Annotated in this window: 14 protein-coding genes; 10 read left to right on the top strand and 4 right to left on the bottom strand. The window is 62.7% G+C overall.

All coding sequences use genetic code 11. The annotated features are described in order from the left end of the window. Positions 1-1108 precede the first annotated feature (1108 nt). Complete coding sequence (locus LAQ74_RS15125; protein WP_224333356.1) at positions 1109-1684, top strand: IMP cyclohydrolase; 576 nt, start codon at positions 1109-1111, stop codon at positions 1682-1684. 112 nt (positions 1685-1796) lie between these two features. Then, the gene (locus tag LAQ74_RS15120; protein WP_224333355.1) at positions 1797-2456 is read left to right on the top strand and encodes a metallophosphoesterase family protein; all 660 of its coding nucleotides are present in this window, start codon (positions 1797-1799) and stop codon (positions 2454-2456) included. 22 nt (positions 2457-2478) lie between these two features. On the opposite strand, the gene LAQ74_RS15115 is transcribed toward LAQ74_RS15120, so the two are convergent. Together LAQ74_RS15115 and LAQ74_RS15110 are read right to left on the bottom strand one after the other, a co-directional pair. Further along, complete coding sequence (locus LAQ74_RS15115) at positions 2479-3825, bottom strand: tryptophanase (protein ID WP_224333354.1); 1347 nt, start codon at positions 3823-3825, stop codon at positions 2479-2481. 229 nt (positions 3826-4054) lie between these two features. Further along, positions 4055-5233, bottom strand: coding sequence for an aspartate kinase (locus tag LAQ74_RS15110; protein WP_224333353.1), 1179 nt, complete (start codon positions 5231-5233; stop codon positions 4055-4057). Positions 5234-5423: 190 nt separating this feature from the next. On the opposite strand from LAQ74_RS15110, the gene LAQ74_RS15105 reads away from it, so the two are divergent. Further along, positions 5424-5894 (top strand): hypothetical protein, encoded by a 471-nt coding sequence (locus LAQ74_RS15105; protein WP_224333352.1) that lies wholly within the window; start codon positions 5424-5426, stop codon positions 5892-5894. Between the two features lie 300 nt (positions 5895-6194). Beyond that, complete coding sequence (locus LAQ74_RS15100; protein WP_224333351.1) at positions 6195-6809, top strand: hypothetical protein; 615 nt, start codon at positions 6195-6197, stop codon at positions 6807-6809. 615 nt (positions 6810-7424) lie between these two features. Here LAQ74_RS15100 and LAQ74_RS15095 read toward each other — a convergent pair. Continuing rightward, positions 7425-9128, bottom strand: coding sequence for a DNA-directed DNA polymerase II small subunit (locus LAQ74_RS15095; RefSeq protein ID WP_224333350.1), 1704 nt, complete (start codon positions 9126-9128; stop codon positions 7425-7427). Positions 9129-9232: 104 nt separating this feature from the next. On the opposite strand from LAQ74_RS15095, the gene LAQ74_RS15090 reads away from it, so the two are divergent. Further along, positions 9233-10129, top strand: a complete 897-nt coding sequence (locus LAQ74_RS15090; RefSeq protein ID WP_224333349.1) for a S24/S26 family peptidase — start codon at positions 9233-9235, stop codon at positions 10127-10129. A gap of 129 nt (positions 10130-10258) precedes the next feature. Here LAQ74_RS15090 and LAQ74_RS15085 read toward each other — a convergent pair whose 3' ends face one another. Next, positions 10259-11962 (bottom strand): AAA family ATPase, encoded by a 1704-nt coding sequence (locus LAQ74_RS15085; RefSeq protein ID WP_224333348.1) that lies wholly within the window; start codon positions 11960-11962, stop codon positions 10259-10261. 1316 nt (positions 11963-13278) lie between these two features. Here LAQ74_RS15085 and LAQ74_RS15080 point away from each other — a divergent pair. From LAQ74_RS15080 to LAQ74_RS15065, 5 genes are all read left to right on the top strand, one after another. Then, positions 13279-13920 (top strand): Era-like GTP-binding protein, encoded by a 642-nt coding sequence (locus tag LAQ74_RS15080; RefSeq protein ID WP_224333347.1) that lies wholly within the window; start codon positions 13279-13281, stop codon positions 13918-13920. A gap of 4 nt (positions 13921-13924) precedes the next feature. Further along, positions 13925-14308, top strand: a complete 384-nt coding sequence (locus LAQ74_RS15075; RefSeq protein ID WP_117593780.1) for a DUF2073 domain-containing protein — start codon at positions 13925-13927, stop codon at positions 14306-14308. A 5-nt stretch (positions 14309-14313) separates the two neighbouring features. Further along, complete coding sequence (locus LAQ74_RS15070; RefSeq protein ID WP_224333346.1) at positions 14314-15177, top strand: OapC/ArvC family zinc-ribbon domain-containing protein; 864 nt, start codon at positions 14314-14316, stop codon at positions 15175-15177. Between the two features lie 455 nt (positions 15178-15632). Then, entirely contained in the window at positions 15633-15722 is a 90-nt protein-coding gene (locus LAQ74_RS20660; protein ID WP_425498495.1) for a hypothetical protein, read from the top strand. Between the two features lie 18 nt (positions 15723-15740). Beyond that, entirely contained in the window at positions 15741-16523 is a 783-nt protein-coding gene (locus tag LAQ74_RS15065) for a DUF7089 family protein (RefSeq protein WP_224333345.1), read from the top strand. Positions 16524-16545: the final 22 nt, after the last annotated feature.

The following is a 16545-nucleotide window of genomic DNA, read 5'->3' as shown; positions in this document are numbered from 1 at the left end:
ATGCAGGCCAGTCGATCGGAGCGACATCCATCGGCGTGGGATTACATTCATCGCGCAGAACGTCGGAGCCATACGCGTAACCGACGAAACCACCGATTCCCATACACGACCCACAGATGACCAAGAGCTGTGGACGAGTAAGCGGATAGTTTGGACCAATAAAGGACATCTCGTAGACTGATAAACTTATTTTAATTGATATTTCTATTTTTGTTGACAAGGGTCGTATCACATTCCTCGGTTCGCATGTATTCATCTCTTAGCTACCACATCGTAGACAGTCATACTCGCAAAAAGTAACGGAGCAGGCACAAGAGCCGCGCTTGAGGGGAATACGTGGCACCCACCGATTCATAATCGGCTCGAATCCCGCAAGAAGACTCCTTCGGGCCGAAGCGAACCGAGTATGAACGACAAGCGATGGGGGTGAGGCTGTACTCACGAAACACGCTGAAACGCCCGTTACTGTTTTCTAAGCCCGAATCTGCCCAAATTTCGATCTCTCTATGCGTCTTTATCTCCTCGCTTCGAGAGGAGCAACGGTGAAACCGCACGACTGGAACCGATTATGAAGAATTGGCCGTGTGTGGTGGCTGTACGAATGCGGTACTAGCGCTCACCGATTCGGCTCACCGGTGTCGTCTACGTTCGACTGTATCAACTCTCTATGTCCTGTTCTCGCAGCACTCGTCGGCTGTCGTCCACCCTCGCTACGACAGATCGAGATTTCTGTGCACTTTTTTGCTCTTCAGAATCGACCCGTCAGCGCCGTCACCAACTGCTCTTGCGGGATTAGAGCAGATTATGAACATCAGACGGAGCGTGCTCACGGGCGTAGGAGCGCTCTTGGCGTCGGTAGGGTTGGTGGACTGATTTGAGGAAAATGGTGGGTCATAGACAGGTGAGAGAAGTCTCGAAGCTTGTCGTGCGCCGTCTCTTTTAGACGGTTGAGCTTGCCTCAACGAATTCATAGGTCAACTGATTTATTCGCACATATCGACGGAGGCGGATGGCTGTTCGTGGAGACTACGTGAGTTTCGTATTCGATAGTGTATACACTCGTGTATATATCGCCACCTATTTTACCGCGAGATAGCCATTTTCGTGCATGTACGTCGGACGCTTCATCGTCGTCGGACCCGGTATCGCCGCGTATCGCGTCTCCTCGCGGTCGTTCCCAAATCGACAGATCGTCGAACGCGAGGACGCGCTGACGGTCGCACCCACGTCGGATGCGCCGGAGACGGACAATCCCTACATATCGTACAACTGCGTACGAGAGGCCGAAACGGGGCAAATCGTCGTCGGCAACGGTTCGCAAGTCGACCCGATTACGGAAAAACTGGATCTCGGCTACCCCGCCCGCGACGCCCTCGTCGAGAGTCTGCTCGCGCTCGACTACGAGAAAGACGACTACGAGACGCCGCGAATCGCGGGCGTCGTCGGCGACGACGAGGCGACCATCGGCATCGTCCGGAAGGACGCCGTGCTCGTCGAGGCCGTCGAGGAACCGACGCTCGTCGCAACCTACGAGGAGAACAGTCCACGGACGTTCGAGTTCGCGGCGACGACGGCCGAGGACGCCGCCCGCGAGGCGTACGACCTCGACTTCGAGCACGCCGTCTGCGCGGCGGGCATCGTTGTCGACGACGACAGGGTGGAGACGGCCGTCGTCAACGACTGAGCGCCGCGGCCCGTCGAGGCGAGCGACCGTGGTGCCCAAAGACGGCGGCGACCCATCAGAGGCGGTGAACGTGGCCGTCGAACACTAATGCCCTCGTGTTGTATCCGGGTGTATGCGGCTGGGTGTCCTCTCCGATATTCACGGTAATTTGGTCGCGCTCGATACGGTTCTGTCGGATATGCCCTCCGTCGATGGCATCGTGTGCGCCGGTGACGTCGTCGGGTACAACCCGTGGCCCGCCGAGTGCGTCGAACGACTCCGCGAACGGGTGGTCCCCACGGTTCAAGGGAACCACGATCGCGCCGTCGCCGAGGGGACGGCGTTCCGCTTCAACGAGATGGCCCGTGCGGGCGTCGAGTACGCTCGCGAACGACTCGACGCCGAAGCGCTCGACTGGTTGGCGAGTCTGCCGCAGCAGCGACTCGCCGCCGACCGGCGCGTCCGGTTGGTCCACGGCCACCCCGACAACCCCGACCACTACACCTACCCCGACGAGTTCATGCCCGAACTGCTCGACGAGGAGGACGTACTCGTGATGGGGCACACGCACGTGCAATCCCACGAGGTGTACGACGAGGGAATCGTGATGAACCCCGGAAGCGTCGGCCAACCCCGCGACGGCGACTCCCGGGCGGCGTACGCTATCGTCGATTTGGACGCGATGACCGTCGAGGAGCGCCGCGTCACGTACGACATCGACGAAGTCGTCCGCGCCGTCGAGGCCGAGTGCCTTCCCGAGCGCATCGGAACGCGACTGTACGAGGGGCGGTAGCGAAGGAGGCCTCTAGAGGACGTTACTCCGTGATGGGACGGAGCGTCGCCGAGAAGTGTCGCAGTTCGGGCACCGGCGGTTCGCCGGTGATTTCGAGGCCGGTCACGTCCTCGCGGCGCGCGGCGACTGCGCCCGCCGTCTCGGCGACGTGTTCGAGATGTTCGCGCGAGTAGGTGCGGCGCGGCACGGCGAGACGGACGAGTTCGAGTCGGTTCGCACCCGGGAACGCGAAACTGCCGAGTTCGACGGTGCGGACGCCGCCCTCGCGGTAGAGTTCGCAGACGAGCGCCTGGCCGGGGAACTGGTCGCTCGGCAGGTGCGACAGCAGCGAACCGGCGTCGACGTAGACGGCGTGCCCGCCGACCGGTTTGTACACCGGGACGCCCTCGGCTTCGAGCAGTTCACCGAGTTCCTGGACCTGCTGGACGCGCTCTTCGACGTACGGCGGTTCGACGGCCTCGCGGAGGCCGACGGCCATCGCCTCGATGTCGCGACCGGCCATTCCGCCGTACGTGGGAAAACCCTCGTAGAGGATGGCGCGCTGTTTGGCGGCCTCGAAGATTTCGGGGTCGCGCATCGCGGCGAAGCCGCCGATGTTGACGAGCGCTTCCTTCTTGCCGCTCATCGTAACGGCGTCGGCGTACGAGAGCTGTTCGCGGACGATATCGGCGATCGAACGTCCCTCGAACTCGGCTTCGCGCTGCTGGACGAAGTAGGCGTTCTCGGCGAAGCGGCAGGCGTCGACGACGAACGTTGCATCGATTTCGGCCGCGAAGTCGGCTACCTCGCGCGTGTTCTCGACGCTGACAGGTTGGCCCGCCGTGGAGTTGTTCGTGATGGTGAGCACGACGACCGGAATCGCGTCCGCGCCGATGTCGGCGACGATGTCGCGGGCGCGGTCGACCGAGAAGTCGCCTTTGAACGGGCCGTCGACGCTCGGGTCCTTCGCGCCCTCGACGGGGCAGTCGACGGGGTCCGCGCCCTGATTGGCGATGTGCGCGCGGGTCGTGTCGAAGTGCGCGTTGTTGAGCACGACATCGCCCTCCTCGACGAGACAGCCGTAGAGGACGTTCTCCGCGCCGCGGCCCTGGTGGGTCGGGACAACGTGCGGGAAGCCCATCACGTCGGAGACAGCGTCACGGAGTTTCGCGAAACTCGTGCTCCCGGCGTAGGACTCGTCGCCGCGGAACAGCGCGGCCCACTGCTCGTCGCTCATCGTTCCGGTGCCGCTGTCGGTGAGGAGGTCGATATAGACGTGTTCGGCCGGGATGTTGAACGCGTTGTACCCGGCCTCGTCCAGAATCGCCTCACGTTTCTCGCGGGAGGGAAGCGAGATGGGCTCGACCATCTTCGCCTTGTAGGAGCGCATGGTCGGCGTCGTCGCTCGGGACTCTTAATACCGCCACGAGACCGTCCGTTCGTTCCTGTCTAACTGTGCGGAGGAGACGCCGACATTGGCCGCCGACACCGGAATCTGTGCATCGACGAGCGGGCGGCTGTCGAGACGGTCGACCGACGGGAGAACCGACGCGTTCGTCCGCGCCGGGCAGTACGATGCAGTTCGGGTCGCGAACGTGTTCGGGCCCGGTCCAGTCGCGTTACAGACCCTGCTGGACGATTTCGAGCGTCCGTTCGCGGTCCTCCCAGTCGACGAAGACGGCGACGGAGGTGGCGCTCGTGATGAGGTCGTGGATGTTGATGCCCGCCTCGGCCAGCGGCGAGACGATGCCGCGGATGATGCCCGGTTGGTTCGGGAGTTCGCCGCCGGTGATACGGATGACGGCGATGGCCTCGTCGACAGTAACGCTGGAGAGCGACTGGTCGGCGACGACGGCGTCGTGCAGTAGGCTCTCGGCCTCCTCGGCCACCTCGGTTGCGACGTAGAAGGTGACCGAATCCATCCCGCTGGCGACGGCTTCGATGTTGATGTCGGACTCCCGCAGCGACTCCGAGAGGTCCGCGAGGATGCCCGGCCGGTTGCGAATCGCGCGGCCGGCGACGGTGAGACAGGCCAACTGCGTCTCCTGGAGGTCGATGAGGTTGCGGAACTGTCCCTCGATCTGGGTGCCGCCAGTTAACAAGTCGCCGTGTTGGTAGTGGACGACTCGAACCGCGAGGTGGTCGTCTTTGTAGCTGAGCGCGCTCGGCGCGACGACTTCCGCGCCGCGGAACGAGAGGTTCCGGAGTTCGTCGACCGTGATGCGGCCGACGTTTCGCGCGCCCTCGACGACGCGGGGGTCGCCGGTCATGACGCCCTCGACGTCGGTGACGATGACGACCTCGTCGGCGTCCATGTACTTGCCGAGCATGACGGCGCTGGTGTCGCTGCCGCCGCGGCCGAGCGTCGTTATCTCGCCGTCGAGGTTCTGGGCGAGAAAGCCGGTGATGACCGGGACGACGCCGTCGAGTTCTCGAGCGAGGTCGGCCGCACGGCGTTTCGTCTCCTCGACGTCGACTTCGCCGAGGTCGTTCGTGACGATGGGCCACTCCTCGCTACCGGGTTCGACGAACAGCGCGTCGACCCCGCGGGCCGACAGGGCGGCCTTCAGCATCCGGACGCTCGTCCGTTCGCCCATGCTGACGATTTCGGCGCGGTCGCGGTCGTCGGCTTCGAACTGAATCTCGTCCAGCAAGTCGTCGGTCGTGTTGCCCATCGCGCTGGCGACGACGGCGATCTCGTGACCCTCCTCGACGGCCGCGGCGACGGAGTCGGCGGCGCGGTTGATGCGGTCGCCGCTACCGAGACTCGTGCCGCCGAACTTTGCGACTACTCGCATACGAGCGTCACCTCTCGTGGGCGGTCGGTACCGTGGTGCTCAGACATGGGGAGCGATAGCGGTGGAGCACGCATAACTGTGTTCACTCTCCCAACGGTTGCCGGTCCCGCAGGCACAGGCTGCGGCGATGTCGACGGAGGCATGCGAGAGATACCCACGGGCTTAAGCGCGACGCCGCGGAACCTGCGGTATGGAGATACGCGACGCGGTGGAGGCCGACGCCGACGCCCTCGCCGGTATCGCCGACGCGCCGACCGACGTGATGCGAAACCTCGTCCACGACCGGACCGTCCACGTCGCCATCGAAGCGCGCACCGAGACGGGGCCGAACGAGGACGCCGACGCCGCGCACGACGCGAACGACCTCGACCGACCGGACGCGACGACCGAAGCGTCAGTCGTCGGCTTCGTCAGCTACGACGCGAGGGACCGAACGGTTCACGTCACGCAGTTCGGCGGAACCGCCGACGCGGTCGAGCGCCTGCTCGAAGAACCGCTCCGGTTCGCCCGGGCCGAGCGGATGGAGACGAAGCTACTCGTCGGGGCCGACGACGACGAACTCCGCGACGCCGCAGAGCGCGTCGGCTTCGAGGAGGAGAAGTCGGGGCCGGTGTTCGACGGCCAGCGAACCGTCCGGTACCGACTTCGGCCCGCCGATTAGTCGTCGGCGTTCGCGGAGACGGCGTCGGAGTCAGGTAGTTCCTCGTCGCCGACGGGCACGTCGGCGTGTTCGACGGCGACGTCTGCGAGCGTCGGAGTCTCGTCGCCGAAGGCAGGCGCGAAGCCATCGCCTTCGGTGGTGTGGATGTAGTCCGCGCCTGCCGCCGAGAGTGTCTCGAGTAGCGAACCACAACTACGCCGTCGTACGGTGGGCTCAGAGGTTCGAAGGTCACGTATTCGTAGCTCACCGTCGTATCATCGAGTCGACACCGCTATGACCGAAGCACGTCACTTGTCGGATATGAGTCCCCCGTCTCTGTTTCATCTGCACTTCAATACGCCGAACGTCGATGACGCCGCCGAACGCCTCGGGCAACTGGGGGTGTCACTCCACCGACGGTTCGGGAGCGTCGGCGGTGAGAGTGTCTCACTCACACCGGAGAAGCCAGCGCCCGACAGGTTCCGACCGAAGCTACAGGTCCACCGACACGGAGCCGTGGACATCACCCTCGCGCCGGGTCGACGCCCGCACTTCGACCATCTTGGACTCTTCGTCCGCAGTACCGAAGATGTCTGTGAGCGGGCGGAGTCTCGGGGATGGTCCGTTCGACCGAACGAGCGCCGCACGTTCGTCATGACGCCGTGGGGCTTCCGCGTCGAGATTCACGACTCGTCCAGCGATATCGTCGCGGCGCTGGGTTCAGCCAGCGAAGCACGTCTTGAAAACGTGATAGTGTGTCTCTCGGATGCTGACGCGGTGAGCAGCGCGTTCGGCGACGTATTCGGAGCCGTTTCCGATCTCAGGTTCGAGTCCGGCGAGGGACCGTGGGTGGATTCGTTCGGCGTTGTCGGTCGACAGTCGGCGTTCTCGGTCGACGTGGCGACGCTGCTACGAGGGTCGGGAACTCCCGCGTAGAGGCGAGCCGGAGGATACATCGAGACGCCCTATACGGAAACTTCAGACCGAGAATCCCCTTGGCGCCATGAACAGTCCACTTATGATGTCCCACCCACCAGGAGTAAGCCCAACGACCAGTGCCTCGCCGACAGAGACCACACCTAGGACAAGTCGGATCGCTCGTTGCAGTCGGCGAAGACTCGGATACTCCGATTCATCTGCGTTCGATTGACCGTCTTCCATCGGATAGCGATACGTGCCAGTATATCTGATAAAATACTGGTCATCTAACTTTACTGGTCAGTAGCGACAGATGACGTTTCACCAGCTTCCAGTCACGATAGGCATCCTCCAGTGGTTCGGTACGTACACCCGCCTAACGATTTCAGCGGGGAAAATGTCGAATCAAGAGGGGTTCAACAGAGCCATCGATACTGGAGCGTCGATAACCGTCGAGTATTCGTAGTCGGGAGAGTCTCCGTGCGGTATTCGTGTCTGTATTGCTCGAAAATCGCGGAGCGATTTTCGGCCGACGACCGAGCGGAAGCGCGCAGAGCGCGCTGAAGTGAGGGAGGAGGCTTTTGGTGAAGCTTTTGCCGAGGGTTGGCTTCGCCAGCCCGCAGCGCAAAAGCCTCAGGTGAACTTTCTCACCGTCATATCCAGCGTGTCGAGGTCGAGAATCGGCGCGTAGCCGGAATCAGGATCGATGTTGACGCTCTTCTGGAAATCCGTCTGTTCCTGCCAGCAACCCGAGTTGACGGCCAGCACGTTGTGGTATTTCCCCCAGCCGAGTTTGTGGACGTGGCCGGTGTGGAACACCTCGGGGACGTCGTCGATGACGAGGTAGTCGCGCTCCTCGGGTGCGAGGCGCATGTGGCCGCCGTACTGCGGCGCGACGTGGCGCTTTTTCAAAAGTTGGTACATCGCCTTGTGGGGTTCGTCGTAGCTCGCCTTCTCAGCGGGGAGTTCGGCGATGACCTCGTCGAGCGAGACGCCGTGGTACATCAGTACCGAGACGTTTTCGATTGTAACCGTCGAGGGATTCGAGGTGATGCGGGCGTCGTGGGCGGTCATGATGTCGCGGAGTTCCTCGTCGAAACCGGGTTGGGGTTCCGCGAGGCGGACCGCGTCGTGGTTACCCGGAATCATGACGATCTCGGTGTCGCCGGGCACCTCCTTCAGATACTCCGAGAACCGCTCGTACTGGTCGTAGATGTCGACCACGTCGAGTTCTTCGTCCTGATTCGGATAGACGCCGACGCCTTCGACCATGTCGCCCGCGATGAGCAGGTATTCGACGGGGTCGGCTTCGGGGGTGTGAAGCCAGTCGGTGAAGGAGTGCCACGCGTCGGCCATGAACTCCTGGCTACCGACGTGGACGTCGGAGATGAGCGCCGCTTGGACGTGTCTGTCGGCCGTCTTCGGTTTGAACGTCCGCGGCACGTCCGGGAAATGCAGCGTGTCGACGAAGACGATGCCCGAGTCGTCCGAGAGCGTCCCCTGAATGGCGACGCACTCGTCCATCAGGAGTTCGGCGACGTTCTCGGCGATCCCTTTGTCCTTCATCACGAGGCAGGGGAACGTCCCCGTAGTGTCCTCCAGTTCGACGAGCCAATGGCCGCTCGCCGTCGAACGAACGTCGTTGACGAGGCCGATAAGGTCGACTTCGCTCCCGCCGACCATGTCGCCGATAGCCTTCGTCGGGCGGTGGTTGACGCGTCCGCGAAGGAGTTTCGAAAGGCGGTCGTAGCGGTCCCGGAACGTCGTGACGAACTGCTTGTATTCGCCGGTTCCGGTGCTCGCCCCGGTCATGTCGTTGGCGATGTCGAGCGACCGCTTCGAGGGGTCGCGGGTGTGCGACGAGTCGGTCGCCGCACCGGACGGCCGGGTCGGCGACCCGTCGAGTGTCGTCGATTCGTCGGGCGTCACCTTCGCGTCACGTGTCGACCCCCCGGTTTCTACTGGAGACGGGGCTGCAGTCTGCGAGTTCTCCGTCGACGACCCAGTAGAAACGGACGGGTCGGCGGCGTCGGCGGCGTCGGCAGCGTTGGCGGCGTCGGCAGCGTCGGCAGTCTGGTTCGGCGGCGCCACCGAGTCGGCTAGTCCTGCCCCCGTCGGCTTCGTCGGGGCATCGGCCGCGTTCGACCCGCCGTCGAGGACCGCCCTGACGTGGTCGACGGTGAGCCTGAGCGCGTCGTCGGGAGCTTCGTCGACGGCGCGTTCCATCGCTTCGGCCGGGTTCGCTGCGCTGGCCAGTAACGTCACAGCCTCTCGCTCGGCGTTGTAGCCGCGGCTGGCGAGCGCTTTGACGATGCGTGACGGCGTCTCCAGCGGCACAGGTTGTGATGAGCAGGTCGGAAGAAAAGCGTGCCGGAGACGGGTGACCGACGCCAGCGACCGCTCCAGAAAGTTGAAACGCGGACGGTCCGAAGCCACGGGCAATGAGTGCCGGAGATAGCCGCCCGCCCTCCGATAGTTCTGAATCGACCGGCGGGGGCGCTACCACCACCTCCGAACGTGACCACGACGACGGCGTCGTCGACAGATTTCTTCACGACGACGACGGCCCGTTCATGTTCCTCCGCGAGGTGTTGAGCAGCGCCGGTGTCGTCGTCGCCATCGGCGTGCTGCTGTTCGTCGTCGCCGGAGTCTGGCCGCCAATGGTCGCCGTCGAGAGCGGAAGTATGGAACCGCACATGCAGAAAGGCGACCTCATTCTCATCACCGAACCCGGACGGTTCGCACCCGAGGCCGGCGGCGACTCGGGCGTCGTAACGTACACCGAGGGTGAGGCCTCCGACTACCGGTCGCTCGGCTCGTATGGGTCGGTTATCGTCTACGACAACCCCAACACCTCGGGACCACCAATAATCCACCGGGCGATGTTTCGGGTCGAGGCGGGCGAAAACTGGTACGACAAGGCGAATCCCGACTACATCAACGCCGACAGCTGTGAAGAACTGCAGTTCTGTCCCGCGCCGTACGACGCCTACATCACGAAGGGTGACAACAACCCGACGTACGACCAGACGAGCAGCATCAGCGAACCCGTCAAAGACGAGTGGATAACGGGCGTCGCACGGGTCCGCGTTCCGTATCTCGGGTGGGTCCGCCTCGCCTTCGCGAGTACGACGCCCGCGTCGACGGACGCCGGCCCGTCTGTGACCACCGTCGTCTTCGAGGACGCCGTGTCACCGCTCGATGACGTGTCGCCGACAACCGCTCCGTCGCGCTCGCTCGAACCGAACGGGGTTGTTTCGAGTTCGCCGAGCACAGTTCCCAGCGGTCGAAGCGCAAGTTCGGCGGCCCGCGAACCGCCCGTAGCGACACTCGCATAGCCGAGTCTCTCAGACGGAACGTGGTGTGTGACACACCGACATTTCAACTGCAACTGAACTACCGCTCAAAATAGATGGTGGGCGCGATAGGTGGACAGTTGGAGTCGAAACGATGGGGTTCGGATGGTCTCAGTTGTCGAATCGCGCCTGCACGAACGGTTGGGCGTTCTCGATGTCGCCGAGTCGGGAGTCCGAGAGGAGAACGGCCTCGGTTTCGTCGATAGGCACCGAGAGGCTGATCTCCTTCGTGCGACCGTACCGGCCTTTCGAGACGACGACGGCGTTGACGATACCGAGCATGTCGAGTTCGCTGATGAGGTCGGTGACGCGGCGCTGTGTGAGGATGTCGGCGTCGATTTCCTCGCAGAGGCGTTTGTAGATGTTGAACACCTCGCCGGTGTTGATGTTATGGACGCCGTTCTTCTCGAGGAGGATGATGGAGAAGAGGACGATTTTGCTCTGCGTCGGGAGCGTCCGGACGACTTCGACGACACGGTCGAGTTCGATTTTGTCCTGTGCTTGCCGGACGTGCGACTCCGTGACGTCGTCGGCCTGGCTGCGTTCGGCGAGTTCGCCCGCCGTCCGGAGAAGGTCGAGCGCGCGGCGGGCGTCACCGTGTTCCTGCGCGGCGAACGCAGCACAGAGGGGAATGACGTGTTCGGAGAGCGCGTGGCTCTTGAACGCCACGTCAGCGCGGTGCTGGAGGATGTCGCGGAGTTGGTTGGCGTCGTACGGCGGGAAGACGATCTCCTCCTCGCCGAGCGAGGATTTGACCCGCGGGTCGAGGAAGTCGGTGAACTTCAGGTCGTTGGAGATGCCCATGATGGAGATGCGCGAGTTGTCCAACTCCGAGTTCATCCGCGAGAGGTTGTACAGCGTGTCGTCGCCGGATTTCTCGACGAGTTTGTCGATCTCGTCGAGCATGATGACGACGACGCGCTCGTTGTAGTCGACGGCGTCGAAAAAGGTCGAGTAGACGCGGTCGGTCGGCCACCCCGTCATCGGAACGGTCTCCATCTCCTCTCGGTCGCGTTCGAGCTCCGAGATTCGGGCGTCTGCGTCGGCGACGGTGTCGAACTCGGTCTCCGAGAGAACACTCTCGTCTTCGCGCGCGTGTCCGACCAGTGTTTCGAGTGAGCGGAGTCGCTCGTCGATGACCGCGTGGTTCTTGTCGATGAACTTGTTGGCGAGCTGTGCGAGGACGCGGTACTGGGTGTCGGTCACCTCGCAGTTGATGTACTCGACCTCGCAGGGAACGTCGTACTTCTGGGAGGTGCGCTCTAGTTCTTGGCTGACGAACTTGGCACTCGCGGTCTTTCCGGTGCCGGTCTTCCCGTAGATGAGGATGTTCGACGGCGTCTCCCCTCGTAGAGCGGAGACGAGAATCGTCGCCATCTGGTTAATCTGGTCGGTACGGTGGGGGAGTTCGTGTGGAGTGTAGGAGGGACGGAGCACCTCCTTGTTCTCGAAGATCGGTTCCCCGGAGAGCAGGTCGTCGAACAGGCCGCGGCCGCTCTCGTCGCCGTCGAGCGCGACATCGCTCAGCGCACGCGACGGTTTCGTCGTTTCGGCCGACTGTGAAGCCGCGCGAGTGGACTCGTCGGACCGGTCGCCTTCGCTTCTCGTGGAACCGACTTCACCTTCGGTGGGGTCGCCGCCGTCGAAATCGAGGTCCCGCTCGTCGCCAGTGGAGTCGCCGCTCGAGGGGGTCTGATCGGCCGTCTCGGCGTCAGTACTCGGTTCGTGCGTCTCTTCCCCGCCAGCGTGTCGTCGTTGCTCCGATGCTGAGTCGGCGCGTTCGCCGTCGTCGGAGTGTGAGTCGTCTTCGGTCATCGTGAGTCCCCTTCGTTTCGATTGGAATCGCAGCGGCGACTACGCAGATACAGGTGTACAACCGATGAGAACGCGATTTCGAACCCATCGGCCGTCGCAGCGCGTCCAGGTGATGCAGAAGAAACGAATGAAGAGGAGGAACAAAAAAGTTACCGCTTCGTGACGAGTTCGGTGCAGTACGTCCTCTGTACGTTCGTATCCGTCGATTCACGGACGCCGCTGCCGCAGCCGAGTCGTCGCTCGCGACGGGATTCGAAGCGTGTGCGGAGCCGAAGCCTTCGAGTGGTGTGGAGTCGAGCCCGCGTGAACGAGACGACCGTCGTCTCGGGCGACGTCGGGGAGCGTCGACACCGTCACAGAGGTGAATGTACCAACTTCAGGGGCACACAGAGCCCTAAACACCTTATAGCCGGGCTGTATATATCTGTTCTATATTCTCTACGTGATGAAAACAGCCCATAACGGAACTCCTCCGTTTCGACTGGAGACGCACCAACCGTCGTGCCGAGACGTGGGATGTCAGGGTATCCTCCGTTTCAGCGAGTGAGTAGAGGAATTAGGGAACCGGCAGCGGACGGTCGAAAGAGAGCCACCCCTCCCACCCCTTCGTTTCGAGTGGAACGACATCAAAAGGGGGCGGGGGCACACGAGGATTAGTAAATGGGCGGGTTTTATGTATATTGCAATCGTACTCGGTCCGTAGTGGTAAGTGGACGGTTTATCTCATCTAATCCCTATTTAGTTTGTCTGTATAACACCTTTCATATAATTACAATCCGACTCACATCCTTGACTCGCGTAAATTCGCTCCCTCTCGTGTCCGGTTTCCACTCGAAACGAAGGGGTGGGGGGTTACGGCAGGGTGTGATAAGCTCACACGGGTCATTCGTTTTCACCAAACACGGTCGATGATAGCTGACGAGACTCACCGGGGAATAGACGGAGACTAGTGTGCATACTCTTCCCACAGTTCGTGAAATGCAAGCGTTAACGAACGCCGACAGACATCGATGAACTCCGAGAAATACTGTGTGAAATCGGCCAAGAGACGCTGAGCGAGATCCGCCGAGAAGGGGACGAAACTCTCCCTAACATCGATGTGGTGCAACTCCCCCTAACGTCGATGTAGTCTCCAGTCCACAACGCACGCGCGAGAAACAATTCACCTTCGCTTGCACGAGAACTAATCCGTCTTCGTTTGCAACTACTGTACGGATAATGTGACCGTTGTCTGACGCAGTACTTAAGTTACCCCGGGAATGTTCTACCCGCACACGCCCCTCCACGAGCGGTATTCGGAGGTGCAGGAGCCTAGGATGGGACTGCTCACAGAACTCAGAGACAGCATATCACGGGTCACCGACCGGCTGTTTTCGGCTTCGGAGCCGAAACGGATCGGCATCTACGGACCGCCGAACGCCGGAAAGACGACCCTCGCAAACCGTATCGCCCGCGACTGGACCGGTGACGCTATCGGCCCCGAGAGCCACATCCCCCACGAGACGCGTCGCGCCCGACGAAAAGAGAACGTACAGATCGAGCGCAACGGCCGCGCGGTCACCATCGACATCGTCGACACGCCCGGCGTGACGACGAAAGTCGACTACAAGGAGTTCCTCGACCACGACATCGATAAGGACGACGCGGTCCGCCGCTCCCGAGAGGCCACCGAGGGCGTCGCCGAGGCGATGCATTGGCTTCGCGAGGACGTCGACGGCGTCATCTACGTGCTCGACAGCGCCGAGGACCCGTTCACGCAGGTCAACACGATGCTCATCGGCATCATCGAGAGCCGTGAGCTACCGGTGCTCATCTTCGCGAACAAGACCGACCTCGAAGACTCGAACGTCAAACAGATTGCCAACGCCTTCCCGCAGCACGAGACGGTGCCGCTGTCGGCGCTCGAGGGCGAGAACATGGACGAAGTGTACGACAAAATCGCGGAGTACTTCGGGTGAACTCATGCCCGAAGTAAGACGCGGCGACCACGACGGCATCCAGATCGACCTCATCAGCGGCGCGCGGATGGAGAACATGCGGAGCATGGAGAAGATCCGCCTCATCCTCGACAGCGTCCGCGACGGGAAGATCGTCATCCTCGAGGACGGGCTCTCGCCCGACGAGGAGTCGAAGCTCATCGAGGTGACGATGACCGAGATAAGCCCCGACAACTTCAGCGGCATCGAGATCGAGACGTACCCGCACAAGAGCAGCGACAGCGGGTTCCTCGGCAAACTGATGGGGCGCGACTCGACGAAGAAGCTCACCGTCATCGGCCCGGCGAACCAGATAGAGACGCTCCACAAGGACGAGACGCTCATCAGCGCGCTCATCTCACGGAAGTAGTTCGTATGCCGCACGAGTGTACGAACTGCGGCGAGACGTTCGCAGACGGCTCCAAGGAGATGCTCTCGGGCTGCCCGAGCTGCGGCGGCAACAAGTTCCAGTTCCGTCCCTCGTCGTCGGGCTCGTCGAACTCGTCGACGCCGCCGACGCCCGACGAGTCGGGCGGAGCGACGAGCGCCGCCGCCGACAGAACACAGTCGAACGCCGATCGGAACTCGACCACTCGGTCGTCTGCCTCGGGCACGGAGTCGCGGTCGACGAACACGGACGCCGGAGGCTCGAACTCGGAGACGAGACGGCCGTGGCCCGGTCAGGAGCACTCTGGCGGCGACGAGTCGAGTTCGGATTCGCCGAAGCCGTGGCCGTCGACGGCCCGGGAACCGGCCGACCGCCGTCAGTCGCCCGGTTCGGTCGAACCGAGCGCTTCCAGCGGGTCGCGCAGTCCCAACGAGTCGGACGTGACCGTCGAACCACGGCGCTCCGCCGACGCATCACCGCGGCGCGGTCGGTCCCCGTCCTCAGACGAGGCGCCGTCGGAGGGTCGTGAGAATCCGACGGCCGAGAATCGTGAAGACCGCGCGCAGGCGAACGCCCGGAGCGGAACGGTCAGCCCGGACGAAATCTCTCGTGCGGCTCCCGCCGACAGCTCACAGCCGCAGTCGGCCGACGAAGCCGACGGGAAGCCGAACCTCTCGACGCTTCGCGAAGAACTCAACGAGCAGTTCGAGAGTATCAAAATCGTCAGCCCGGGGCAGTACGAACTCAATCTGATGGAACTGTACGACCGCGACTCGTACATCATCTCGCTGCAGGAAGACGGTCACTACGTCATCGAAGTTCCCGAGACGTGGAACCGTGACGACCAGTAGTTCCGTCCTGTAACGCCTCGTTCTCCCGCGGCTCACCGGCGAAAACGCGCCGCCCGCGAGCGAACGGCTCCACATACCGCCGTTTCGTCTGTTCCATCCTTCTCCCCGCCGTTTTACTGCTCCAACTTCCTTCCCCCGTTTCGTCTGCTCAACTTCCTCCCCGTCGTCTCGTCTCTCGGAACGCTCACCGCCATCATCTCGTCTGATGGCGCTTCTCGTCACTACTCGGCTCACTACCGCCCAGCGTGTTCTCTTCCTTCTCGCTCAACCCCCTCTGTTTCGCCTGCAACTCCCCTGAGAACGGCGACACATCACGTTTCGCTCGGTTACTCCACCGGAAACGACGCCCTCCGCGGTTCGCGCTCCGGGCATCGTCCCGACGCAGGACGCGACGTTACTCGACGGGCCGCGTCCTTTCAACACGTTTTAAGCGCCCGGGGAGACACCCTATCGCCATGAGCACGGCGACGAAAATCGTTCTCGGCACCGTTGGCATCTCGGTCGTACTCGGCGTGAGTATCCTCGCGTTCACCGTCTTCGGCTGACGCGACGACCACCGAACGATGTTCCAAACGCGACAGCTCAACGGCGAGCTTCGAGCGGTCAGAGACGAGTACGCCCCAGAGACGCTCGTCGTCGACGCCGACGCGGACTTCGAGACGATTCCGCCCGCGGCCGCCGAAGACCTCGGTCTGCTCGTCGACTCGCTGGACCCGGCGGCGTACCCCGACGAGTGGCTCCCCGAGGACTCGCCCGTGTTGCTCCAGCGATACGCGGGCGGTACGTTCACTATCGGGATGCCCGGCGACGGCACCGTCGTCTGGACGCGACAGACGACCCCGCCGACGGTCATCGCGAAAAAACGCGCCGAAGGAACACCCGAAGCGTTTCTCGACTTCCTCTTCGCGGAGGCGTTCGTCCAGATCCATCTCGGCGTGCCCGAACAGTTCCTCCCCTTTTTCGGCGAGCGCTACCGTGACCTGGACGCGGCGGTGTCGCTGTCGCCCGCGGAGCTCTACCAGATCGCAACTGCGCTGTTCGACGGCTGGGTCGGCGTCCAGACGCGCGAGGTATTCGCCGACTGGACCGACGACTACCCCGGACTGTACGACGCGTGGCTCGACGCTGGAACTCGGCTCGAAGGCCGCATCGATGGGCTGCCGGGCGAAGTCGCTCGCGGCGAGACGTCGTTCGTCGACGCCACGGAACTGGCGTGTTCGGGGTTGAAACACGCTATCGAGCTTCCGCCGCCGTTCGCGGCGTTGGACACGACGGCGTACCGCGACCACGGGGCAGCCTACGCGGTTCGCTGGGCCGAGAAAACATTCACGAAACTTCGCGAGTGAGCGAGCGTCTCGACGGTTTCTG

The sequence above is a fragment of the Haloprofundus halobius genome, from assembly GCF_020097835.1.
Taxonomy (GTDB): Archaea; Halobacteriota; Halobacteria; order Halobacteriales; family Haloferacaceae; genus Haloprofundus; species Haloprofundus halobius.
This window is presented reverse-complemented; position numbering and strand designations above follow the sequence as displayed.